Below are 24,535 nucleotides of genomic sequence, written 5' to 3'. Positions count from 1 at the left end.
GGGATTTCCTGGATTAGCTGCACTGCGCGGCCAGATGTTCGACCAGCTTCGCGGCCAACTCGCGCGGGTCGCCGCTGAAGTCGCTGTAGCCACCTTCGCGCAGGCTGTCGGGCATGCTCGCGCTGGCGCAGCTGTCAGCGCTCTGGGTCCAGATCAACCCGCCCTGGCGGCGCACATAGGCCGCGGCGGCGGTGCCGTCACTGCCCATGCCGCTGAAGGCGATGACCCCGCACTGGGCGCCGTAGCGCTGGGCGAGGTTGAGCATCGCCTGGTCGATGGAAGGGCTGTAGGGCTCCGGCCAGGGGCGATCGCCCACCAGCATGCGGCCCTGGTCATCGAACCCCAGCTCGCGGCTGATGGGCACCACCACCACTTCACCGCAGCGCACCGCCTCTGCGGGGCGGACCTGGTTGACGTGCCACTGGCTGTGGCGGCCCACCGCCTGGGGCAGCGCGCCCTCGAAGCTGGGGTCGATGTGCTGGGCGTAGAGGAAGCCGATCGGCAGGCCGCCGGGCAGGGCGTCGAGGAACGCCTTGACCGCCGCCGGGCCGCCGAGGGAGGCGGCCAGCAGCCAGACCTGACGCGCTGGCTCGCCCGCCACCAGGGGGGTATCGGCCAGGGCCCTGGGCAACTCCAGGCGCGCGGGGCGCTGGGCGTCCGCCAGCAGGGTTTCCAGGCTCGGCCCCACGGCCACCGCCGGGTCGCCCACCAGTTTCTTCAATTTGCCGAACAGCCGCCGCTCCCAGCGCGGGTAATGCTCGGAGTGGCGCTCGGGGGCGTGGCCCTCGCCGAACAGCACAGGCACGCTGGCGCTCTCCAGCAGGTTGTCCACCAGGGGCGAGTCCTCGGACAGCGCCAGGTCCACCAGCCAGAGGTCCGCCTCGCAGGCGGCCAGGGCCGCTTCGTCGAGACGGGCGGGGTCGCTGTTGAGCACCACCTGGTAACCGTTGCCGGTCAGCGCCTGTTGCAGCACATGGCGCTGCAGCGAGGTGTCGGCGAGCACCGCGATACGTGCGAAAGTCTTCTCTGTCATGTCCGTTTGACCAGATGCTGGATTGTTTCGAGCAACAGGGACTCCTGGTAGGGCTTGCCCAGGTAGTCGTTGACGCCGATGGCCATGGCGCGTTCGCGGTGCTTCTCGCCGGTACGCGAGGTGATCATGATGATCGGCAGGTCCTTCAGGCGCTCATCGTGCCGCACCAGGGTGGCCACCTCGAAGCCGTCCATGCGCGGCATCTCGATGTCCAGCAGCATGATGTCGGGCCGCTGCTCCTGCAGCAGGGCGATGGCATCCACCCCGTCCTTGGCGATCAGCACGTTCATGCCATTGCGCTCCAGCAGGCGGCTGGTGACCTTGCGTACGGTCACCGAGTCGTCCACCACCATCACCAGCGGCGGACGCTCCAGATCCACCTCCACCGGCAGCAGGTTGGCGCTGGCCGAGCGCAGTTGCGGCTGCGCCAGGTGCGCATGGCGCGTCCGGATGGTCGCCAGCAGGTCGAGGATCACCACCACGCGGCCGTCGCCAAGGATGGTGGCGCCGGAGATACCGTGGACCCCGGCGAACTGCGGGCCGAGGCTTTTCACCACGATCTCGCGGGAGCCCACCAGGGCGTCCACCTGCACGGCCACGGCATGCTCGCTGGAGCGCACCAGGATCACCGGCAGTGGCAGGCTCTGGCCCACCAGCTTGGGCTGCTGGCCGTTGTCCAGCAGGTCGCCCAGGTATTTCAGTTCGTAGTTCTGCCCGGCGTACTCGAAGCGCGGCGCGTCCGGCTGGTAGTAGGTCTCCAGCTCGTAGGGCGAAACCCGCACGATACCTTCGATGGTGTTCAGCGGGATGGCGTAGAGGTCTTCGCCGGAGAGCACCATCAGCGCGCGGTTCACCGACACGGTGAACGGCAGGCGGATGAGGAAGCGGCTGCCCTCGCCCGGCGTGGAGTCGATGCTCATGGTGCCGCCGAGCTGTTTCACCTCGGAATGCACCACGTCCATGCCGACGCCACGGCCGGAAATCTGCGTGACCTTGTCGGCAGTGGAGAAGCCCGGCTCGAGGATGAACTGCAGCACCTCGTGGTCCGAGAGGTCGGCGTCGGCGTCCATCATGCCGCGCTCGATGGCCTTGCGGCGCACCGCTTCGAGCTTGATGCCGGCGCCGTCGTCGGCCAGGGTCAGGACGATGTCGCCGCCCTCACGGCCGAGGTTCAGGCGGATGGTGCCCGCCTCCGGCTTGCCGGCCGCACGGCGCGCTTCGGCGTTTTCGATACCGTGGTCGACGGCGTTGCGCAGCATGTGCTCCAGGGGCGCCACCATGCGCTCGAGCACGGTACGGTCCATCTCGCCCTCGGCATTGCCGACCACGAACTCCACCTGCTTGCCCAGTTCGCTGGCCACCTGCCGGACGATACGGCGCAGCCGCGGTACCAGACGGTCGAAGGGCACCATGCGGGTGCGCATCAGGCCTTCCTGCAGCTCGGTGTTCACCCGCGCCTGTTGCAGCAGCAGGGTTTCCGCATCACGGTTCTTCGCCGCCAGGGTTTCCTTGAGGTCCAAGAGGTCGGAGGCGGACTCGAACAGGGCCCTTGAGAGCTGCTGCAACTGCGAATGGCGGTCCATTTCCAGCGGGTCGAAGTCCTCGTAGCCGGCACGCTCGGCCTCGGCCTGGTAGCGGCTCAGGATCTGCGCCTGGGTCTCGGTGTCGAGCCGGCGCAGCTGGTCGCGGACCCGCTCGATGGTGGCTTCCATCTCGGAGAGGGTGAAGCTGAAGTCGCTGACCTGCTGCTCGACCCGGCCACGGAAGATGGAGGTCTCGCCGGCCAGGTTGACCAGGCCTTCCAGCAGCTCCGCCGGTACCTTCACCAGTTCCTGGGGCGCGCGGCGCGCCGCCGCGTCCTGGGCGGCTTCCTGGGCGCGGCGGACGAAGGGCAGCATCCGCTCTTCGCTGACGCTGGGCGGCTGTACGCTGGCGGCGACTATGGGGCTGCCCAGTTGCGGCACCTCCGGCAGGCTCTGCGCCGGGAGCGCAGCGGGCTGGTCTTCGGCCAGGCTCCGGTCCAGGCGCTGGCGCAATTCGTCCAACTCGGCCTGCAGGCCTTCATAGCCGGACTGCACGTCGAGGAACAGGCTTTCCGGCCAGGGCGCGCCCTGCTGCTGGGCCTCGATCAGGTGCTGTTCCAGGTCGTGGGAGAGGTCGCCCAGGCGCTTCTGCCCGGCCAGCCGCGCACCGCCCTTGAGGGTGTGCAGCACACGCAGCAGCTCGTCGATGTGGGCGCCTTCCTCGCGCTCCTCTTCCCAGCGACCGATGGCGGTCTCCATGGCCTCCAGGAGGTCGTCGGCCTCCTCCAGGAAGATGTCGAGGATATCCGCCTCGGCGACGGCCTCCAGGTCGTCCTCGACCGCTGGCAGCAGGTGCACGCTGCTCGGCGTGCTCAGTTGTTCATCGGGGTTGCTGCGCCAGGCCTGGATGGCCTCGACCAGCGCCCGGCCATCCGGCAACGGATGGCGCGCACGCACCGCGTCGAGCATCTCGCTCAGACGGTCCTGGCAGGCCTGGAGCAGGCCGAACAGCGCCGGGCCGGCCCGCAGGCGGCCACTGCAGAGTCCTTCGTAGAGGAATTCCAGCTCATGGGCGAGATCGCCGATCGGGCCGATCTCGGCCATGCGCGCGCCACCCTTGAGGGTGTGCAGGTCCCGTTGCAGTGCCTCCACCTCGAGGCTGTTGTCCGGCGACTCGATCCAGCGTTGCAGGGCAGCGCCGGCACTGTCGAGGATGTCGACCCCTTCCTCGAGGAAGATTTCCACCAGCTCCGGGTCCTGCTCGCCGTCGAAGGGCTGGGGCGCCACGTCGTAGGCAGCGGGCTCCTCGGCGACCTGCAGCGGCTCGGGTTCTTCCAGGGCCAGCTCGGCGTCGGGCCGTTCCGGCAACGCGTCCTGGTCCGCACTCTCGTCATTGGCGGCGCTGAAGGGCTCGCACAGGTCGATGGGGTCTTCGAGCTCACTGTCTTCAGCATCGAAGCTTTCGAACTCCAGTTGCGGCTGCACCACGGCCGCGGACAGGCTCTGCGCACCGCCCTGGCGGAAGCCGCGGATGTCCTGGATCAGTTGCAGCGGATCGCTCAGCGCCCGACGCGCCTGCAATTGCTCCAGCAGGCCGGCGAGGCAGTCATGGCTCTTCTGCAGCAGGCCGGCGAGGCGCGGCGAGTGGCTGTAGCGGCGATCCACCAGGCCTTCGTAGAGGGACTCCAGTTCGTGGGCGAGGTCGCCGATGGGGCGAATCTCGGCCATGCGCGCACCGCCCTTGAGGGTGTGCAGGTCCCGTTGCAGGGCCAGCAGCGCCGGATTGTTGCCCGGCTCGCCGAGCCAGCGCTCCAGGGCCTTGCCGGCGCTATCGAGGATATCCACTGCCTCTTCGAGGAAGATGGCCACCATTTCCTCGTCGAGAGCCGCGGGGACCTCGCTCAGGGGGGCGGCGGGCTCCTCCTCGGCGTCGAAGGCGACCAGTTCCGGCAGGGCGGCGTCCTGCAGCCCCAGCGGCTCGTCGACCTGCTCCGGCAGTGGCGCGCTGGTATCGGCGACGGCCCAATCGTGGCCATCGACCTCCAGCTCTTCGATCTGCAGTTCAGGTGCAGCGTCGGGCTCCAGCAGGGCCAGGGCCGCCGGGTCCACCAGCTCCTGCAACAGGTTGCGCAGGGCCTCGGCACGCTCCGGCCGAGCGCTGACCTCCAGGGCCGCGGCTACCTGGTCCATCATGCCGATCAGGGCTTCGTGGGCGGCCTCGACCTCGCCAAAGAAGCGCTCGCTGACCGGCAGGCTGCCTTCGTCCACGGCGCCATAGACGTCCAGCAGCGCCTCGCAGAGTTCCTCGATCTGCGGCAGCTCGGCCATCTCGGCGCCTCGGCCGAGGGTATTCAGTTCGTCCAGCAGTGCATCCAGTTCCTGGCGCTCGGCCGGATGTTCGCGCCAGCGGCGCAGCAGATCCTCGGCATCCAGCAGGATGTCCATGCCTTCGGCGAGGAACAGGGAAATCATCTGCGGGTCGCGAGTCTCGCCCTTGTCGTCGCGGCGCGCGGCGCTGACGGCTTCCAGGCGGTCCTGGTGCAGCTGACGGATGCGTCCCAGCAGCGCTTCGGTGCCGGGGATGGGCGACAGAGGGGTACTGTCCAGCTGCTCCACGCCCCTGCGCAGCAAGGCCAGGGCCTCGCGCAGCAGCTCGGACTCGGACAGGTCGATGCTGAGCAGGTTGGTCTTGAACTCCTTGGCCATTTTCTCCAAGGGTGTGGCGATCTCGGCGATCGGCAGGATACCGGCCATGTGCGCGCTGCCCTTGAGGGTATGCAGGGCGCGCTGGAGGTCGTCATTCACCGCCCGGGGCAACTCGTGGTCGCAGGCCTTGATGAAGCCGGCGAGGGTTTCCAGGTGGAGCTCCGCCTCGTTGCGGAAGATTTCCAGCAGCTGCGGGTCCAGCATCTCGCCGGACTCGGTGATGACTGGAGCGTGCAGCTCGCCCACGGGCCCGACGGCCGGCTCTGAACCCGGGGCATCAGATTTTGGGAGGCTCTGCCCCTTGGCCAGGGCATGGGCCGCGGCGGCCAGCAGGTCGACATCGTCGCGCTGACGCTGTGCCTTGGCGGCATATTCCTCGACCAGTTCCGGCAGCAGGTCGACCACGTCCTGGACCACCTGCTGCACCGGCTCTGCGGCCTCGATGCTGCGGTCCAGTACACGGTTGAGCAGGTTTTCCACCGACCAGGACAACTCGCCGATGACCAGGGCACGCACCATGCGGCCGCTGCCCTTGAGCGTGTGGAAGGCACGGCGTACCTCGCCGAGGGGCTCGCGGTCATTGCTGTCGGCGCGCCAGCGCGGCAGGTATTCGGCGAGGGTTTCCAGCACTTCGCCGGCTTCCTCGATGAAGACTTCCTGCAGTTCGTCGTCCACCGGTTCCTCATCGGCGGGCGGCGGCAGCAGGCTCGGCGGCACTTCGCGGGCCGGCGGGTTGAAGGCCGGGACCGGTGCGGCCATGACCTCGGCCAGGGACAGCGGGCGCTCGGCGGCGGGTTCAGCCGCCAGCGGCTCTTCCGGCGCGCTGGGCAGCTCCACCTCGGGCAGGCCGAGTTCGGCGAGCGCGGCCTCGTCCCATTCCATGGGCGCCGGTAGGTCCTCCAGGCTCAGGGAGTCCAGCTCGGCCACCGGTTCCGCGGCCGGCAGGGCGTCCAGTTCGTCGAATTCCAGGCTCGGCAACGCCTCGGCGGTTTCCGGCAGGTCCAGGGCGGGCTGGTCGCCCGGCAGGGCCGGTGGCAGTTCTTCCAGGTCGGCCAGGTCGAAGCTGGGCAACGGCTGGGCTTCGTCGAACTCCAGGGGCGTATCCAGGCTGAGGTCGAGCAGCTCGTCCTCCTCCGGGAGCAGCACCTCGGCCTCGGCGGGGAGGCTGTCCAGTTCGGTCAGGTCGAGGCTCGGCAGCGCCTCCTGCCCCCCCAGCGCCAGGGCAGGCTCCAGCTGCGGCTTCGTGGCAGTCGCCAGATCCAGGGGCGCATCCAGGCTGAAGTCGACGCCTTCTGCCAGCGGCTCGAACTCCAGTTCAGCCAGGCTCCAGTTGTCATCGGAGACCAGCAGTTCGCTATCGGCAGCCGGCCGTGGCGCGGCCTCGACCAGCTCCAGCGGCGCATCCAGGCTGAAGTCGATGCTTTCGGCTGCCGGTTCGGCGCTCGCTTCGCCCAGGCGCCAGTTGTCGTCGGACACCAGCAACTCACTATCGGCAGCCGGCCGTGGCGCGGCCTCGACCAGCTCCAGCGGCGCATCCAGGCTGAAGTCGATACTTTCGGCTGCCGGTTCGGCGCTCGCTTCGCCCAGGCGCCAGTTGTCGTCGGAAACCAGCAGCTCGCTGTCGGCGGCCGGCCGTGGCGCGGCCTCGACCAGCTCCAGCGGCGCATCCAGGCTGAAGTCGATGCTTTCGGCGGCCAACGCTGCTTCTGCCGGAACTTGCGGCGCGGGCGCAAATGGCAGCACCTCGGCCCGGGGCATGACCGCTTCGGGCTCGTCTTCCGGGTCCAGGTGCTGGCTCAGCTCCGACTCCTCCGCCGCCAGCACTTCGATTTCCTGCAGCGGATCGGCCAGGGGCGCCAGGGGTTCCTCCTCCGGCAGATCGAGGATGGAAGGCTTGTCCTTGAGCGGGTAGCCCAGGGATTCAAGGCTTTCCTCGGCCACGTCGAGGATCAGGTCGCCGGAAGCGGCGTGGTCCTCGGAGAGGCGCTCGAGGTAGTACTCCACACTGGTGATGGCGTCGGCCAGGGTGTCCAGGCTCTGCCAGTTCGGCACCGCCTTGCGCGCCAGCAGTTGCTCCAGGATGTAGCGGTTGCAGGCCTCCAGCAGGGCGGCGGCGCGCGCCAGGGGAATCATCGCCAGGCCGCCACGGGCCTGGGTCAGCAGCTCCGGCACGCGAGCCAGGTGCTCGTGGTTCCACTGCGAGGCGATGAACTCGATGATGGCGTCCTTGGCCTGCTCCAGGCCATTGCGCGCCTCCTTGATCACCAGCTGGTGGATCTGCGCCACGTCGGTGGTGGGCAGGTGGCTTTCTTCCGCCACGCCCTCTTCCGCCGGACCGACCATGCCGGCCAGGGTGGCTTCCACGTAGAGCAAGGCGCCGGCCACATCCATCAGCACCGCGTCACTGGGCTCGCGCTGGCCGAGGGACAGGCCGTGGATCACATCGATCTGGTCGAGGATGACCTTGCGCGGCTGGCCGAAACCGAGCACCGCCAGGGTGTCGGCGATCTGCTTGAGCGGCGGCAGCAGGGAATCCAGCTCGGTGACGCCGCTGCGGTCGCTGCGCACGAAGAGGTCGAGGCTGTCCTTGACCCGCACCAGCTCTTCGCAGAGTGCGGTGACCACCGAGCGCATGGCGTCGCGGTCGGGGCCGGCGAGACGGGCCCGTTCCTCGTCCACCACCGAGGTGTCCGGCAGGGCGTCGTCGAGGCGATAACGCTCCTTGAGGGCGCGAATGCGCGGCGACTGGGCCGGCGCCTTGGCGATGTAGAACAGCAGGTTCTTCACCAGCTCTTCCGGGGCCGCCTGGTTGAAGCCGTCGGCGCCCTCGTCCAGCAAGCGCTTGAGCTCCTTGTCCACCTCACGCAGCAGGTTGCGCACGGTGGAGCCGTTGACCACGCTGCCGTTGGCCAGGCCTTCCACCAAGCCCGAGGCGATCTGCCAGAGCGGTCCGAGGGGCGCGTCCTGGCAGAGGGATTCGAGGCGGGCGAAGACCCGCGCCATGTAGCCGAGGTTGGTGGCCAGGTCCTGGTTGCGGATCACCCCCACCAGGGCGGCCTGCAGCATCTGCCGCAGCTTGCGCAGGAGCACCGGCAGCTCGGCGGTGCGCATGCGCGCCAGGGTGTCCCTGGACAGCGCCGGCATGACCACGGAGAGGTCCGGGGCGAACAGGCTGGTTTCCGACAGCAGGTTGTCGCCACGGGCGGCGCGCAGGTCGTTGAGCAGCGGCAGCAGCACCATCGGCAGGTCGCGGCGGGCGCTCTGGATGCGGTCGAGGTAGGGCGGCAGCTGCAGGATGGCCTGCATCAGCACTTCCAGGGCCTCGCCGCGATTGGTCGCGCGCCCCTCCATCAGGGCCTGGGCCAGGCGCTCCATTTCCTCGGCGAGCAGGGCGGCGCCGTAGAACTCGACCATCTGCAAGGTGCCCTGGACCTGATGGATATAGGTCAGGCAGAAACGCATGCGCGTCGGGTCCTGCGGGTTCTCGACGTAGGCCTCCAGGGCCTGCCGCGCCTGCTTCAGGGTTTCCGCGATCTCGCCCTTGACCCACTCGAGGGCGACGTAGTCGTGCCGATCAGTCATAGCCGTCTGCTATCCCTTCCGGGTGAATGCCAGAACCTGTTCGTTGGGCACCGGCTCGAGGTCCGGGTGCTGCCAACCCATCACTTCGCCCACGCCCAGCACCATCAGGCCTCCCGGCGCCAGGCGCTCGGCCAGGCGGTTGAGGATTTCCCGGCGGCGCCAGCGGCGGAAGTAGATCAACAGGTTCTGACAGAAAATTACGTCCATGCCGGACATTGGCGCCTTGGCCAGTTCCAGCACATTGAGCCTTGCACAACACACCCGTGCGGCCAGGCTCGGCACTACCTTGTAACGGCCATCGTCCTGGGCCTGGAAATAGCGCTCGGCGAGCTTCGTTTCCAGCTGCTCCAGGCGCCGGGGCGCATAGCACCCCTCGCGGGCCTTGGCCAGGGCGCTGAGGCTGATGTCGGTGCCGGTCACGCCGAAGTAGTCCGGTCGTTCGGTACCGCGAAGTGCCTCGGTCGCCAGCATGGCCAGTGAATAGGGTTCTTCGCCGCTGGAGCAACCCACGCTCCAGATCTCCAGGGGTCGCGCCAGGCCGGCCTCGACACGCCCGCGCAGGTAACCGGCGAGCAGATCGAAGGACGCCGGGTGACGGAAGAAGCGGGTCTCCTGCACGGTCAGGCGGTCCAGCAGGGTCGACCACTCCACCGCGCCGCGCGGTCCGTCGGTGACCTGGCGGTAATAGCTGGCGTAGTCCGCCACCCCCAGCTCGCGCATGCGCGCACTCAGGTTGGCCTGGAGGAAGGAGCGGCGCTGGTCGTTGACCACCACGCCGGTGCGCTCCTCGAGCAGCTTCTGCCAGTCGTGGAACTCCGCTGTCGTCATGTCGGCCAAGGGTTTCAAGGCCCAGACGCCGCCTGGCTGCATGCTGTCGTGCCCTTGATTCATGGCCGTCGTGCCGCGCCCTCAGGCCGCGGCGCCTCCCGTGGTCAGGCTATGTCCTGGGCTTCCGGCAGCTTGAAGCCGGAAACCGACTTGCGCATCTCGCTGGCCATCTTCGCCAGGTTGCCGATGCTCTTCGCGGTAGCGGTGGTACCGGCGGACGTCTGCGAGGTGATCTCCTGGATCACGTTCATGGTGTTGGAGATGTGGCCGGCGGAGGAGGCTTGCTGACGAGCGGCGTTGGAGATGTTCTGGATCAGCGCCGCCAGGGTCTTGGATACCTTCTCGATCTCTTCCAGGGCCACACCGGCGTCCTGGGCCAGGCGGGCACCGCGGACCACTTCGGAGGTGGTCTGCTCCATGGAGATCACCGCTTCGTTGGTGTCGGTCTGGATGGTCTTCACCAGGGCCTCGATCTGCTTGGTCGCGGCAGAGGAACGTTCCGCGAGGCGCTGTACCTCGTCCGCAACCACGGCGAAGCCACGGCCCGCGTCGCCGGCCATGGACGCCTGGATCGCGGCGTTCAGGGCGAGGATGTTGGTCTGGTCGGCGATGTCGTTGATCAGGCTGACGATGTCGCCGATCTCCTGGGACGATTCACCGAGGCGCTTGATCCGCTTCGAGGTGTCCTGGATCTGCTCGCGGATGTTGTCCATGCCGGTGATGGTGTTGTGCACCACTTCGTTGCCCTTGTTGGCGATGGCTACGGAACGTTCCGCTACCGCCGAGGATTCGGAGGCGTTCGCCGATACCTGGTCGATGGACACGGCCATTTCGTTGATCGCCGCGGAGGCGCCGGCGATTTCCTGGGCCTGGTGCTCGGAAGCCTCGGCCAGGTGCATGGCGGTGGCCTGGGTTTCCTGGGCGGCGGCGGCCACCTGCACGGCGGTCAGGTTGATGGTTTCCACCAGCTCGCGGAGCTGGTCGATGGAGTAGTTGATGGAGTCGGCGATGGCGCCGGTGAAGTCTTCGGTCACGGTCGCGGCCACGGTCAGGTCGCCGTCGGCGAGGTCGGCGATTTCGTCGAGCAGACGCAGGATCGCCGCCTGGTTGCGTTCGTTCTTCGCGGCGGTCTCGGCCAGCCGGCTGCGGGTGCTCTGCACCATGACCAGGCCGATGAGGATGATCGAGCCCAGGGCCAGCACGCCCAGCACGTAGCCGGCGAAGCTGTTCAGGTCACGGCTGGAAGCCAGGTTCTCGAAGCCGGTGGTCAGCGCGGAGGCCTTGTCCAGCAGGGTCTGGGAACCGGTGAAGATGGTGTTGGCGGACTCGCGGACCTGGAAGAGCTCGGGCGAGGTCTCGAGGATCTCGTCCACCGAGCCGGAGACGAATTCGAAGAGTTCGGCGATCTCCTGCAGGCGCTCCAGGGCCTCGGTATTGGTGACCTTGGAGATCTCCATCGCCGGGTTGCCTTCGCGCATGGCGGTCAGTACGCGGCCGAACAGGCTGGCGTCGCGACCGAACATGTCGGCGGCCTGGACCGAGTCTTCGTCACCGGCCAGCACCTTGTTCACCGAACCGAGGATACGTTCGGCCAGCAGCGACTGGCGCTGGGCCACGGAAACCTGGCTGGCGGGCGCGCCGCTTTCGAGGAGGATGTCCACCACTTCCTCATACTCGACCTGCAGTTGCGGAATGGTTTCGGCCAGGGTGGCGGCCACCTGGTGCAGGGAGAGCACGGTCTGCTCGCTGGCGAGGATGGCGTCGGCGTTCTTGCGCAGGCTGTCCCAGTCCTTCTGCACGGGGTCCATCTCGGCTTTAACGGCAGCGGGCGCGTCAGGCAGGCCGGTGGAGGCGTCGCCCTTGACGAGGAAGTTCCAGCGCTGCTCGAAGTCGTTGCGCGCGTCCTTCAGCAGGGCGAAGGCTTCGGCCTTGCCCGCTGCGGCCTCGCTGGAGTTCTTGGCGATACGCTGGGAGAGCACGCGCAGCTCACCTGCGTGGCTGATGTACTCCTTGTCGTAGTTCGCCTGGGTGTTGAGGTACGCGAAGTTCGCGAACAGCAGCACGATGGCGACGATCAGGACCACGAAGAGTCCGGCGATCAGCGACGTGCTGCGCACCCCGGAAAACAGATTGCCTGAGTTCAGTCTTTTCATTATCGGGCCCCCGCCTGGACCAACCACTTGTTCCCATGTAACGCCAAAGGGCCGGCGAAGCCGGCCCAACCTTGAAACCGCAGTCCCGGGAACCGCATCCCGGTAACTACCGCGGAGCGCCAGGCGCCCCGCGTCGAATCTAGACAGCCACCTCGATGAACGCCTGATGCTGCGCCAGCGCATGCGGGCTGAACACCAGCCAGGGCTGTTCGCGGTGGAACACGCCGTGGATGAAGGTCTGGATACCGGCCTCCAGCGGGGGCAGTTCCTCGCTGAAGGCATCGACCAGGAAATGCTGCATGCCGAAGACTTCGTCGACGATCAGGCCGGCGAAGATCTCCTGGTGGTCGACCACCAGCACCCGGCGCTGCTTGCGCAGGGGTGAGAGTTCGCTGCCGAAGAAACCGCACAGGTCCATGATCGGCAACAGGCGGCCACGCACGTTGGCGACGCCCTTGACCCAGGTCTTCACCCCCGGCAGCAAGGTGTAGCGCGGCTCGTGCAGCACTTCGCTGACCTCGCCCATGGGCGCCACGAACAGGCGCTCGCCCATGCGGAAGCCGATGCCGCTCCAGCTCTGCACCACCTGTTGTTGCGCAGGCAACCCCGCGGCCAGCGCGCGACAGCGCTGGTCGATCTCGAAGAGGAGCTGGAAGGGAGTCTGCGAATCCGACATGGCGACCGGCCTTGGCCTGTTTCTAATAATTATGGTTCCGGGGACCGGCGCGGCACTCAGCCGGCCAGTACCGCGTTCAGGGTCTTGATCAGGGTGTCTTCTTCGATCGGCTTGGTCAGGTAGTCCTTGGCGCCCTGGCGCTTGCCCCAGACCTTGTCGGTTTCCTGATCCTTGGTGGTGACGATGACCACCGGGATATGGCTGGTTTCGGCGTCCTTGGTCAGCTGACGGGTCGCCTGGAAGCCGTTCAGGCCGGGCATGACGATATCCATCAGCACGGCGTCCGGCTTCTCCTGGCGGGCCAGGGCCACGCCATCGGCACCGTTCTCCGCCTTGAGTACCTGGTGACCGTGCTTCTCGAGCATGGCGGTCAGCTTGTACATCTCGGTCGGCGAGTCATCAACAATCAGAATACGAGCCATGGTGTTCCCCATACGGAAAGGCTTCACCGGCCTTCAGGCCGGACTTCAGGAGGCTTGCTCCACCGGGGTGAAATCGGGGACGTGAGTCTTGATCGCGCCGAGCAGCTCTTCCTTGCTGAAGGGCTTGGTGAGGTACTGGTCGGAACCGACGATGCGACCCTTGGCCTTGTCGAACAGGCCGTCCTTGGAGGACAGCATGATCACCGGGGTGGACTTGAAAGCGCTGTTGTTCTTGATCAGGGCGCAGGTCTGATAACCATCCAGGCGCGGCATCATGATGTCGACGAAAATGATGTTCGGATGGGAGTCGGCGATCTTGGCCAGGGCATCGAAACCATCGACCGCGGTGATGACCTCGCACCCCACTTTCTTGAGCAGAGTCTCGGCGGTGCGACGAATCGTTTTCGAATCGTCGATCACCATGACCTTCAAACCCTCGGAATGCTGTTCCATGTTCGCCCTACCATCGCCTCGGTGAGTCGTTATTCTGCTTTATATATATGCCTGAGGCCCTGCAACCGACGGGCTGCGACCCAATCGTCGGGCCTTTTTAGCACAGTCTCCAGACGCAAGCTACACGGCCCCCGCATCTGCGATTCTTCCCATCCGGGGGAAGGTTTTTTCCTTGACCGCGGTCAACGCCGGCGCCACCCTGAGCGCTTTATCCAACCGGCCCGCCGCCTTCGGCGTGCCCCTTGAAACCTGTTGCGGAGACCCCCCATGAGCGTTCGCCTCGGGATCGTCATGGACCCCATTGCGCAAATCTCCTTCAAGAAGGACAGCTCCCTGGCCATGCTGCTGGCCGCCCAGGAGCGCGGCTGGTCGTTGTTCTACATGGAGCAGCAGGACCTATACCAGAAAAACGGTGAAGCTCGCGCGCGCATGCGCTCCCTGAAGGTGTTCCTCGACCCGGAGCACTGGTTCGAACTGGACGCCGAAGCCGACACCCCGCTGGCCGATCTGGACGTGATCCTGATGCGCAAGGACCCGCCCTTCGACAACGAGTACGTCTACTCCACCTATCTGCTGGAACAGGCCGAACGGGCCGGCGTGCTGGTGGTCAACCGCCCGCAGAGCCTGCGCGACTGCAACGAGAAGTTCTTCGCCACCCTGTTCCCCCAGCTGACGCCGCCGACCGTTGTCAGTCGACGCGCAGACATTCTGCGCGAGTTTGCCGAAGAGCAGCGTGACATCATTCTCAAACCCCTTGATGGCATGGGCGGTTCCTCGATCTTCCGCCACCGCGTCGGCGACCCCAACCTCTCGGTGATCCTCGAGACCCTCACCGGCCATGGCCGCCACCAGATCATGGCGCAACGCTATCTGCCGGCGATCAAGGACGGCGACAAGCGCATCCTGATGATCGACGGCGAGCCGGTGCCCTACTGCCTGGCGCGCATCCCCGCCGAGGGTGAAACCCGCGGCAACCTGGCCGCCGGCGGCCGCGGTGTGGCCCAGCCGCTCTCCGATCGCGACCGTGAGATCGCCGCGACCGTTGGTCCGACCCTGCGGGAAAAAGGCCTGCTGTTCGTCGGCCTGGACGTGATCGGCGACCATCTCACCGAGATCAACGTCACCAGCCCCACCTGCATCCGCGAAATCGACAAGGCCTACGACACTCGTATCGGCGAGCGGCTGATGGATGCCATCGCAGCCGAGCTGAAAACCAAAGGCCCGAAGCTTGAAGCATGACGTAGCTAACAGCTTCCGGCTTGCAGCTTCGAGCTCCAGTTCGGCAGACTGCGCGGCTATCTGAAGCAAGCTGACTGGCGATGAACGCAGCCGTGAATACCTCCACCCAACTGTCCGCCGGCGTCCGCCCGGCGGACCGGCTGGGTTTTACCCTGTTCCTCGCCGCGGTGCTGCACGTCGCCTTTATCCTCGGCGTCGGTTTCACCTTCGGCGACCCGCAGCAGATCAGCAAGACCCTGGAAATCACCCTGGCCACCTTCAAGAGCGACAAGGCGCCGAAGAAGGCCGACTTCCTCGCCCAGGCCAACCAGCAGGGCAGCGGCACCCTGGAGCACAAGGCCAAGCCCAGGACCACCGAGAAGGCGCCCTTCCAGGACAAGGAAATCCGCAAGGCCACGCCGCCCGCGGCGCCACCCCAGGCGCCGAAGAAGGAGGCGCCCAAGGCCGCCGTGGCCACGAAGAGCCCGCAGCAGCAGAAGACCACGGTCGAGCGCGAGCAGACCAGGCCCCGGCCCGAAGCCGCGCCGGCACCCGCATTCGACAGCTCGCAGCTCTCCGCCGAAATCGCCAGCCTCGAGGCCGAACTGGACAAGGAGCGCCAGCTCTACGCCAAGCGCCCACGCATCCACCGCCTCAGCGCCGCCTCGACCATGCGCGACAAGGGCGCCTGGTACAAGGAAGAATGGCGCAAGAAGATCGAGCGCATCGGCAACCTCAACTACCCGGAAGAAGCCCGCCGTCAGCGCATCTACGGCAACCTGCGGCTGCTGGTATCGATCAACCGCGACGGTACCCTGTACGAGGTGCAGGTGCTGGAGTCATCCGGCCAGCCGGTACTGGACCAGGGCGCGATGCGCATCGTCCGCCTCGCCGCGCCCTTCGCCCCCTTCACCGGCGACCTGGCGGATATCGACCGCCTGGAGATCATCCGCACCTGGCGCTTCGAGCGCGGCGACCGCCTGTCGAGCAATTGAGAGCGGCAGGACTGGATAGGCTCTAGGCTTCAAGCAGTGGCAACGGTTGAAGCGGCGCCTTGCCGCTTGAAGCCTGCCGTCTTAAGCCTGAAACTAGCCGACATGAAAAGCGCACCGAGCTACCTCAAGCACCACCTCCTGATCGCCATGCCGCACATGGCCGATCCCAACTTCGCCCAGACCGTCACCTATCTGGTGGAACACAACGAGCAGGGCGCCATGGGCCTGGTGATCAATCGCCCCAACGGCCTCAGCCTGAGCGACGTGCTCGAACAGCTGCGCCCGGAAATCACTCCGCCGGCGCGCTGCCAGGGCGTGCCCATCTATGCCGGCGGCCCGGTACAGACCGACCGCGGCTTCGTCCTGCACCCCAGCGGCCACAGCTTCCAGGCCACCCTGGAGCTGGGAGAGCTGGCCCTGTCCACCTCCCAGGACGTACTCTTCGCCATCGCTGACGGCGGCGGTCCGCAGAAGAGCCTGGTGGCCCTCGGCTATGCGGGCTGGGATGCCGGCCAGCTGGAAGCCGAACTCGCCGACAACTCCTGGCTGACCTGCCCGGCGGACCTGGCCATCCTCTTCGACACCCCGACCGAACAACGCCTGTCCGCCGCCGCCGCGCGCCTGGGGATCAACCTCAGCCTGCTCACCGCCCAGGCCGGGCACGCCTGATGGCCGAGCCCAAGCCCCTGCGCCTGCTGCTCGGCTTCGATTACGGCACCAGACAGATCGGCGTCGCCGTGGGCCAGGCGGTGACCGGCCAGGCCCGCGAGCTGAAGGTGCTCAAGGCCCAGAACGGTGTGCCGGACTGGCAGCAGGTGGAAGCCCTGATCCGCGAATGGCAGCCCGACGCCATCGTCGTCGGCCTGCCGCTGAACATGGACGGCAGCCCCAGCGAGATGAGCGCCCGCGCGGAAAAGTTCGCCCGGCGCCTGAACGGCCGCTTCAACGTCCCGGTATTCACCCACGACGAGCGCCTGACCACCTTCGAGGCCAAGGGCCAGCGCCTGGCCCAGGGCCAGCGCGACGGCTACCGCGAGCGCCCGGTGGACGCCCTGGCCGCCGCCTTGCTCCTGGAAGGCTGGCTGGCCGAGAACTGCGCAACTTCCTGACTCATTAAGCGAGGACCGCCGATGACCCTGCCCAATCCCGCCGAACTGCTGCCGCGGATGGCCAGCGACCTGCAAGCCCACCTCAAGGCCCGCGACATCCAGGATCCGCGCTACATCGGTATCCGCACCGGCGGCGTCTGGGTCGCCCAGGCCCTGCTGGAGCAACTGGGCGAAGCGGGCCCCATGGGCACCCTGGACGTGTCCTTCTACCGCGATGACTTCACCCAGAGCGGCCTGCACCCGCAAGTGCGCCCATCCGAGCTGCCCTTCGAGATCGAGGGCCAGCACCTGGTGCTGATCGATGACGTCCTGATGAGCGGGCGCACCGTGCGCGCAGCCCTCAACGAACTCTTCGACTACGGCCGCCCGGCCAGCGTGACCCTGGTCTGCCTGCTCGACCTCAACGCCCGCGAGCTGCCGATCCGCCCGGACGTGGTCGGCGCAACCCTGTCCCTGGGGGCCACGGAACGGGTAAAATTGCTCGGCCCCGCGCCGCTCACCCTCGAGCGCCAGGACCTCGCTTCACCCGCCTGATCCTCCCGAATCTTCGTAACCTTTCAGGGCCTGCCCCATGCCGACAGACGCCAAGCGCCCGCTGCAGCTCAACGACCAGGGCCAGCTGCGCCACTTCCTCTCGCTCGATGGTCTGCCCCGCGAGCTGCTGACGGAAATCCTCGACACCGCCGACTCCTTCCTCGAAGTCGGCGCCCGCGCGGTGAAGAAAGTCCCGCTGCTGCGCGGCAAGACGGTGTGCAACGTGTTCTTCGAGAACTCCACCCGCACCCGCACCACCTTCGAGCTGGCGGCCCAGCGCCTGTCCGCCGACGTCATCACCCTCAACGTCTCCACCTCCTCCACCAGCAAGGGCGAGACGCTGTTCGATACCCTGCGCAACCTGGAGGCGATGGCCGCCGACATGTTCGTGGTGCGCCACGCCGACTCCGGTGCCGCCCACTTCATCGCCGAGCACGTATGCCCGGACGTGGCCATCATCAACGGCGGTGACGGCCGCCATGCGCACCCGACCCAGGGCATGCTCGACATGCTCACCATCCGCCGCCACAAGGGCGGTTTCGAGAACCTCTCGGTGGCCATAGTCGGCGACGTCCTGCACTCGCGTGTTGCCCGCTCCAACATGCTCGCCCTGCGTACCCTGGGCTGCCCGGACATCCGCGTGATCGGGCCCAAGACCCTGATCCCGGTGGGCGTCGAGCAGTACGGCGTGAAGGTCTACACCGACCTCGCCGAAGGCCTCAAGGGCGTGGACGTGGTGATCATGCTGCGCCTGCAACGCGAACGCATGCAGGGCGGCCTGCTGCCCAGCGAGGGCGAGTTCTACAAACTCTACGGCCTCAGCACCCAGCGCCTGGCCCTGGCCAAGCCGGATGCCATCGTCATGCACCCCGGCCCGATCAACCGCGGCGTGGAAATCGAGTCCGCGGTGGCCGACGGCGCCCAGTCGGTGATCCTCAACCAGGTCACCTACGGCATCGCCGTGCGCATGGCCGTGCTGTCCATGGCCATGAGCGGCCAGGCCGCCCAGCGACAACTGAACCAGGAAGCCGAGGAGCTGAACTGATGCGTACCCATATCCTCGGCGCCCGCCTGATCGATCCGGCCAGCGGCCACGACCAGGTCACCGACCTCTTCCTCGAAGGCGGCAAGGTGGCCGCCATCGGCCAGGCCCCGGCCGGCTTCCGGGCCGACAAGACCCTGGACGCCAAGGGCCTGGTAGCCGCCCCCGGCCTGGTGGACCTGTCCGTCGCCCTGCGCGAACCCGGCTACAGCCGCAAGGGCAATATCGCCAGCGAAACCCTGGCCGCTGTCAGCGGCGGCGTCACCAGCCTCTGCTGCCCGCCGCTGACCCGCCCGGTACTGGATACCCCGGCGGTGGCCGAACTGATCCTCGACCGCGCCCAGGAAGCCGGCCATGCCAAGGTCTTCCCCATCGGCGCCCTGACCAGGGGGCTGGCCGGCGAACAGCTGTCCGAGCTGGTGGCCCTGCGCGACGTGGGCTGCGTGGCCTTCGGCAACGGCCTGGCCAGCTTCGTCAGCAACCGCGTCCAGCGCCGTGCCCTGGAATACGCGGCCACCTTCGACCTGACCCTGGTCTTCCATTCCCAGGACGCGTCGCTCGCCGAGGGCGGCCTGGCCCACGAAGGCCCGACCGCCAGCTTCCTGGGACTTGCCGGCATCCCCGAGACCGCCGAGACCGTGGCGCTCGCCCGTGACCTGCTGCTGGTGGAACAGAGCGGTGTGCGCGCCCACTTCAGCCAGATCAGCAGCGCCCGTGGCGCCGAGATGATCGGGGAGGCCCAGGCCCGCGGCCTGCCGGTCACCGCCGACGTGGCCATGTACCAGTTGATCCTTACCGACGAGGCGCTGATCGATTTCTCCAGCCTCTACCACGTGCAACCGCCGCTGCGCACCCGCGCCGACCGCGACGGCCTGCGCGAGGCGGTGAAGAGCGGCGTGATCTCGGCCATCGCCAGCCACCACCAGCCCCACGAGCCGGACGCCAAGCTCGCCCCCTTCGGCGCCACCGAGCCGGGCATCAGCAGCGTGGAACTGCTGCTGCCGCTGGCCATGACCCTGGTGCAGGACGGCCTGCTCGACCTGCCCACCCTGCTCGCCCGCCTGACCGCCGGTCCGGCCCGCGCCCTGCGCCTGCCCGCCGGCCGCCTGGCCGTTGGCGCCCCGGCGGACCTGGTGCTGTTCGACCCGCAGGCCTCCACCCTGGCGGGCGAAACCTGGAAGTCGAAGGGCGACAACTGTCCCTTCATCGGCCACTGCCTGCCGGGCAGGGTGCGCCATACCCTGGTGGACGGCCGGATCATCTTCGAAGGCTGATCCCCGCCCCATGAAAGAGCCCGCCATCCGGCGGGCTTTTTCATTCACTGCCCGATCGTGGGGGGCGAGCCGACCCGGCTTCCGTAGGTTGGTGCGGGCCACGCTGGTCCGAGCGCAGCGAGGCCCAACGATTCGCGCGGTAATTCGTAGCCCAATGAAATCCGGGAGCGGCGGTTGGACTTTCCCCGGATTTCATCCTGGCTACCGGCGTGGGCGTCGGAGGGGCAACTTCGTTGCCCTTGGCGAATGAATTCGCCCCTACAGGCCCCTGCGGTACTCAGCAGGCCTCGATGCAGTTGCGCCGCAGCTTGGCACGGTAGAGGCCATCGTCCAGGCGCTTGAGCAGGGATTCGATGCCCTCCCCCACCCGCATGGCACCCACCGAGAAGCTGGCGGTCAGGCCCCGGGCCAGGCCGGCATCGGCCTGGCTCACCAGCAGGCGCAGGCGCTCGGCCAATTGCAGGGCGGCCGCCAGATCGGTGTCGGGCAGCAGGGCGATGAATTCCTCGCCGCCCCAGCGGGCAAAACAATCCTCTTCCCGCAACACCGCGCGCACGGCGCCACTGACCGCGACCAGGGCCCGATCGCCGGCCTGGTGGCCATGCTGGTCGTTGATGCGCTTGAAATGGTCCAGGTCGAACATCAGCAGCGTGGCGACATGCTCATGGCGCTGGAATCGCTGCCATTCGCCATGCAGGCTGCGCTCGAAGTGGCGGCGATTGGAGATCTGCGTCAGCGGGTCGGTCTCGCTCAGGCGCAGGGCCGCGGCCACTTGCTGGGCCAATGCCTCGTTAGCCTGGCGCAGGGCCTCGGTACGCGCCTGCACCAGGGCCTCCAGCTGGTGATTGAGGGCCAGGAGCTCTTCGTTCTTGCGTTGCAGTTCCAGGCTGGCCAGCTTGTGCCGGTGGATATTGCGGTGGGCGCCGATCATCCGCGTCGGCCTGCCGGCCTCGTCGAACTCCACGAATCGGCCGTGATCGCTGACCCAGAGGTAGCTGCCGTCGCGGCAACGGCAGCGGTAGTCCTCGGCATAGATCTGGCTGGCGCCGTCCAGATAAGCCTGGAAATTGCGCATGACCCGCTCGAAATCGCCGGGATGGATCACCGATTTCCAGGTGTCGACATCCTCCGGCAGGCTGTCCGACGGGTAGCCCAGCATGGAGTACCAGCCGGGGCTGCGCTTGACGTGATCGGTACGGATGTTCCAGTCCCAGATACCGTCGCTGACGATATCCAGGGCAAAGCGCAGGGTGCGCTCGATCTCTTCACGGGTGGTGCCATAGCAGTGGTCGAGGGGCACGAGCTTGTCCATAAGCTTCCTGCGGGTACGCGACCCGGTTGGGACCTCTACGCCCGGACACGGGCCCGGGCGGTGCAAACAATTGGCGCGCCGTCCTCAGGCCTGGATGGTCGCCGCCGGATTGATCACCCGGCCGAGCCCCAGGTTGCGCAGCGCGAGATGCAGCGAGCTGTGAATGACCTGCGGATTGTCGATCGCCAGCAGCTGCTCCAGTAGCTCCTTGGCCTTGCTCATGGTGATCTGGCGCAGCAGCCACTTCACCTTGGGCAGGTTGGTGGCGTTCATCGACAGGCTGTCGAAGCCCATGGCCAGGAGCAGCACGGCCGCGGCCGGGTCGCCCGCCATCTCGCCGCAGATGCTCACCGGCTTGCCTTCGGCGTGGGCGTCGTCCACCACCTTCTTCAGCGCCTGCAGCACAGCCGGGTGCAGATAGTCGTAGAGATCGGCCACCCGCGGGTTGTTGCGGTCCACCGCCAGCAGGTACTGGGTGAGGTCGTTGGACCCCACCGAGAGGAAGTCCACCTGCCGCGCCAGTTCCTTGGTCTGGTACACGGCGGCGGGGATCTCCACCATCACGCCGACCGGCGGCATGGGGATGTCGACGCCCTCGTCGCGCACCTCGCCCCAGGCGCGGTGGATCAGGTGCAGGGCCTCTTCCAGCTCGTGGGTGCCGGAGATCATCGGCAGCAGGATTTTCAGGTTGTCCAGGCCTTCGCTGGCCTTGAGCATGGCGCGCACCTGGACCAGGAAGATCTCCGGGTGGTCGAGGGTGACGCGGATGCCACGCCAGCCGAGGAAGGGGTTGCTTTCCTTGATCGGGAAATAGGACAGCGCCTTGTCGCCGCCGATGTCCAGGGTACGCATGGTCACCGGCAGCGGGTGGAAGGCGGCGAGCTGCTCGCGGTAGATGGCGAGCTGCTCCTTCTCGCTGGGGAAGCGCTCGTTGATCATGAACGGCACTTCGGTGCGGTACAGGCCGACGCCCTCGGCGCCGCGCTCCTGGGCGCGGGTCACGTCGGCGAGCAGGCCGGTGTTGACCCAGAGCGGCATGCGCTGGCCGTCCAGGGTCTCGCAGGGCAGGCTGCGCAAGGCGTCCAGGCCCTTGACCAGCTGGCGCTCCTCCTCCACCACTTCGCTGTACTGCTTGCGCAGTTCGGGCGAGGGGTTGGTGAAGACTTCGCCGTGGTAGCCGTCGACGATCATCTCGATGCCGTCGACCTTGGAGTAAGGCAGGTCGACCGCCCCCATCACCGTGGGGATGCCCATGGCGCGAGCGAGGATGGCGACGTGGGAGTTGCCCGAACCCTGTACCGAGACCAGGCCCACCAGCTTGCCTTCCGGCACTTCGCCGAGCATGGCCGGGGTCAGCTCCTCGCTGACCAGGATGGTGTTCTCCTGGTAGACCAGGTTCTGCTTGCGCTCTTCCTGCAGGTAGGCGAGCAGGCGGCGACCGAGGTCCTTGACGTCGGAGGCGCGCTCACGCAGGTAGGCGTCGTCCATCAGCTCGAAACGGGTGACGTGCTCCAGCACCACCTGGCGCAGGGCGCCCTGGGCCCACTGGCCGGTGCGGATGACGCGCTTGACCTCCATGCCGATGGAGGCGTCGTCGAGCATCATCAGGTAGACGTCGAACAGCGCGCGCTCTTCGGGGCGCAGCTGGGTCTCCAGCTTGCTGGACAGCCGGCGCATGTCTTCGCGCACCGCCTCAAGGGCCTGCTTGAAGCGCTCGACCTCGGCTTCGATGTCATCCACCGTGCGGTCGGGCACCACGTCCAGGTCGGCCGGCGGCAGGACCACCACCGCGGTCCCCACGGCGGCGCCGGGAGCGCCCGCGACGCCGACGAACTTGGCTTCCTGGGTACCCTTGCCCTGACGACCCAGGCCACGGATGGAGCCGGTGGCCTCGGCATGGGCGATGACGCCGGCGAGCTGTGCGCTCATGGTGACGAGGAAGGCTTCCTCGCCCTCGTCGAACTGACGGCGCTCCTTTTGCTGCACCACCAGCACCCCCATCACCCGCCGGTGGTGGATGATCGGCGCGCCGAGGAAGGAGGCGAAGCGTTCCTCGCCCGTCTCGGCGAAGTAGCGGTAGCGGGGGTGATCGGCGGCGTGCTCGAGGTTCAGCGGCTCCTCGCGGGTACCCACCAGGCCGACCAGGCCTTCGTTGGGGGCCATGCTGACCTTGCCGATGGAGCGCTTGTTCAGGCCCTCGGTGGCCATGAGCACGAAGCGGTTGGACTCCGGGTCCAGCAGGTAGACCGAGCAGACCTGGCTGCCCATGGCCTCCTTGACCCGCTGCACGATGATCGCCAACGCCGCCTTCAGATCCTTGGCGGCGTTCACTTCCTGGACGATCTTGCGCAGCGTGTTGAGCATGGCTAGGCAGCCTTTCTCCGGGTCAGTCTTGCGCCAGCAGGCGCGGTGCTAGTTCCTTGAGGGCTCGGCGATAGACTTCACGCTTGAAGGTCACCACCTGGCCCAATGGGTACCAGTAACTGACCCAGCGCCAGCCATCGAACTCGGGCTTGCCGGTCAGGTCCATCCGTACCTTGTTCTCGTCCGACTGCAAGCGCAGCAGGAACCACTTCTGTTTCTGGCCAATGCACAAAGGCTGGCTGTTGGTGCGCACCAGGCGCTGGGGCAGACGATAGCGCAACCAGCCGCGGGTGCAGGCAAGAATCTTCACATCCTGCTGCTCCAGGCCGACTTCTTCGTTCAACTCCCGGAAAAGCGCTTCTTCGGGCGTTTCCCGCGGGTTGATCCCGCCTTGCGGGAACTGCCAGGCATCCTGATTGATACGCCGGGCCCAAAGTACCTGCCCGGCATCATTGGCGAGAATGATGCCGACATTCGGGCGGAAACCATCGGAATCGATCACGGCACTCAACCTCGCAAACGCATGTTCCGGCATTGTTCCATAAAGCCCGCAAACGCAGCAATGCGAGCCTTCAGCGCAATGGGCAGCCCCGGCGAAAGCCGCTATTCTGACCGCCCCTGGAAGCCTCCATGCAAGGAAACACGACGTGCGTTTGGCTCTTTTCGACCTCGACAACACCCTGCTGGCCGGCGACAGCGACCATGCCTGGGGCGACTACCTGTGCGAGCGCGGCATCCTCGACAGGATCGCCTACAAGGCGCGCAATGACGAGTTCTACCATGACTACCTGGCCGGCCGCCTGAACATACAGGACTACCTGAACTTCAGCCTGGAAATCCTCGGACGCACCGAAATGATGCAGCTCGACCAGTGGCACCGCGAGTTCATGCGCGACTGCATCGAACCCATCATCCTGGCCAAGGGCGAAGCCCTGCTCGCCGAGCACCGCGAGGCCGGCGACAAGCTGCTGATCATCACCGCCACCAACCGCTTCGTCACCGCCCCCATCGCCCAGCGCCTGGGGGTGGAAACCCTGCTGGCCACCGAATGCGAGATGGCCGATGGCCGCTATACCGGCCGCACCACGGACATCCCCTGTTTCCGCGAAGGCAAGGTGACCCGCCTCGCCCGCTGGCTGGACGAAACCGGCCATAGCCTGGACGACAGCAGTTTCTATAGCGACTCGCTGAACGACCTGCCCCTGATGGAGCAGGTGACCCGCCCGGTGGCGGTCGACCCGGACCCGAAACTGCGCGCCGAGGCCGAACAGCGCGGCTGGCCGGTCATCTCCCTGCGCTAGGACCTGACGG

At 67.1% G+C, this 24,535-nt stretch carries 18 protein-coding genes; 8 read left to right on the top strand and 10 right to left on the bottom strand.

Annotation, left to right across the window (positions count from 1 at the left end; all coding sequences use genetic code 11):
• Positions 1-13: 13 nt before the first annotated feature.
• The 7 genes from ACFPU0_RS05405 to pilG form a co-directional block, all read right to left on the bottom strand.
• The gene (locus tag ACFPU0_RS05405; protein WP_377691759.1) at positions 14-1,033 is read right to left on the bottom strand and encodes a chemotaxis protein CheB; all 1,020 of its coding nucleotides are present in this window, start codon (positions 1,031-1,033) and stop codon (positions 14-16) included.
• Positions 1,030-8,844, bottom strand: a complete 7,815-nt coding sequence (locus tag ACFPU0_RS05400) for an Hpt domain-containing protein (protein WP_377691758.1) — start codon at positions 8,842-8,844, stop codon at positions 1,030-1,032. The genes ACFPU0_RS05405 and ACFPU0_RS05400 overlap by 4 nt, the downstream gene beginning before the upstream one ends.
• A 9-nt stretch (positions 8,845-8,853) precedes the next feature.
• Positions 8,854-9,714 carry a protein-glutamate O-methyltransferase gene (locus ACFPU0_RS05395; protein ID WP_377691815.1) on the bottom strand — a complete coding sequence of 287 codons (861 nt, stop codon included), beginning with the start codon at positions 9,712-9,714 and terminating at the stop codon, positions 8,854-8,856.
• Positions 9,715-9,776: 62 nt separating this feature from the next.
• Complete coding sequence (locus tag ACFPU0_RS05390) at positions 9,777-11,825, bottom strand: methyl-accepting chemotaxis protein (protein WP_377691757.1); 2,049 nt, start codon at positions 11,823-11,825, stop codon at positions 9,777-9,779.
• 139 nt (positions 11,826-11,964) lie between these two features.
• A complete protein-coding gene (locus ACFPU0_RS05385; protein ID WP_377691756.1) occupies positions 11,965-12,501 on the bottom strand; it encodes a chemotaxis protein CheW in 537 nt (178 codons plus the stop codon).
• Positions 12,502-12,557: 56 nt separating this feature from the next.
• Positions 12,558-12,923, bottom strand: a complete 366-nt coding sequence (gene pilH, locus ACFPU0_RS05380) for a twitching motility response regulator PilH (protein WP_377691755.1) — start codon at positions 12,921-12,923, stop codon at positions 12,558-12,560.
• A gap of 45 nt (positions 12,924-12,968) precedes the next feature.
• A complete protein-coding gene (pilG, locus tag ACFPU0_RS05375; protein ID WP_003455569.1) occupies positions 12,969-13,376 on the bottom strand; it encodes a twitching motility response regulator PilG in 408 nt (135 codons plus the stop codon).
• 267 nt (positions 13,377-13,643) lie between these two features.
• Here pilG and gshB point away from each other — a divergent pair, with 267 nt between their 5' ends.
• From gshB to ACFPU0_RS05340, 7 genes are all read left to right on the top strand, one after another.
• A complete protein-coding gene (gshB, locus tag ACFPU0_RS05370) occupies positions 13,644-14,615 on the top strand; it encodes a glutathione synthase (RefSeq protein ID WP_377691754.1) in 972 nt (323 codons plus the stop codon).
• 80 nt (positions 14,616-14,695) lie between these two features.
• Positions 14,696-15,589, top strand: a complete 894-nt coding sequence (locus ACFPU0_RS05365) for an energy transducer TonB (protein ID WP_377691752.1) — start codon at positions 14,696-14,698, stop codon at positions 15,587-15,589.
• A 102-nt stretch (positions 15,590-15,691) separates the two neighbouring features.
• Entirely contained in the window at positions 15,692-16,258 is a 567-nt protein-coding gene (locus tag ACFPU0_RS05360; protein ID WP_377691751.1) for a YqgE/AlgH family protein, read from the top strand.
• Positions 16,258-16,698 carry a Holliday junction resolvase RuvX gene (gene ruvX / locus ACFPU0_RS05355; protein ID WP_377691750.1) on the top strand — a complete coding sequence of 147 codons (441 nt, stop codon included), beginning with the start codon at positions 16,258-16,260 and terminating at the stop codon, positions 16,696-16,698. The genes ACFPU0_RS05360 and ruvX overlap by 1 nt, the downstream gene beginning before the upstream one ends.
• Positions 16,699-16,719: 21 nt before the next feature.
• The gene (gene pyrR, locus ACFPU0_RS05350; RefSeq protein WP_377691749.1) at positions 16,720-17,232 is read left to right on the top strand and encodes a bifunctional pyr operon transcriptional regulator/uracil phosphoribosyltransferase PyrR; all 513 of its coding nucleotides are present in this window, start codon (positions 16,720-16,722) and stop codon (positions 17,230-17,232) included.
• Positions 17,233-17,269: 37 nt separating this feature from the next.
• A complete protein-coding gene (locus ACFPU0_RS05345) occupies positions 17,270-18,277 on the top strand; it encodes an aspartate carbamoyltransferase catalytic subunit (protein WP_377691748.1) in 1,008 nt (335 codons plus the stop codon).
• Positions 18,277-19,548 carry a dihydroorotase gene (locus ACFPU0_RS05340; RefSeq protein ID WP_377691747.1) on the top strand — a complete coding sequence of 424 codons (1,272 nt, stop codon included), beginning with the start codon at positions 18,277-18,279 and terminating at the stop codon, positions 19,546-19,548. The genes ACFPU0_RS05345 and ACFPU0_RS05340 overlap by 1 nt, the downstream gene beginning before the upstream one ends.
• Before the next feature lie 277 nt (positions 19,549-19,825).
• Here ACFPU0_RS05340 and ACFPU0_RS05335 read toward each other — a convergent pair whose 3' ends face one another.
• From ACFPU0_RS05335 to ACFPU0_RS05325, 3 genes are all read right to left on the bottom strand, one after another.
• Entirely contained in the window at positions 19,826-20,860 is a 1,035-nt protein-coding gene (locus tag ACFPU0_RS05335; RefSeq protein WP_377691746.1) for a sensor domain-containing diguanylate cyclase, read from the bottom strand.
• An 84-nt stretch (positions 20,861-20,944) separates the two neighbouring features.
• Complete coding sequence (ptsP, locus tag ACFPU0_RS05330; protein WP_377691745.1) at positions 20,945-23,224, bottom strand: phosphoenolpyruvate--protein phosphotransferase; 2,280 nt, start codon at positions 23,222-23,224, stop codon at positions 20,945-20,947.
• Positions 23,225-23,246: 22 nt separating this feature from the next.
• Entirely contained in the window at positions 23,247-23,726 is a 480-nt protein-coding gene (locus tag ACFPU0_RS05325; protein ID WP_280324126.1) for an RNA pyrophosphohydrolase, read from the bottom strand.
• A 145-nt stretch (positions 23,727-23,871) separates the two neighbouring features.
• On the opposite strand from ACFPU0_RS05325, the gene ACFPU0_RS05320 reads away from it, so the two are divergent.
• Positions 23,872-24,525 (top strand): HAD family hydrolase, encoded by a 654-nt coding sequence (locus ACFPU0_RS05320; RefSeq protein WP_377691744.1) that lies wholly within the window; start codon positions 23,872-23,874, stop codon positions 24,523-24,525.
• Positions 24,526-24,535 lie beyond the last annotated feature (10 nt).

This window comes from Pseudomonas sp. GCM10022186 (genome assembly GCF_042656385.1).
Classification (GTDB): Bacteria; Pseudomonadota; Gammaproteobacteria; order Pseudomonadales; family Pseudomonadaceae; genus Metapseudomonas.
This window is presented reverse-complemented; position numbering and strand designations above follow the sequence as displayed.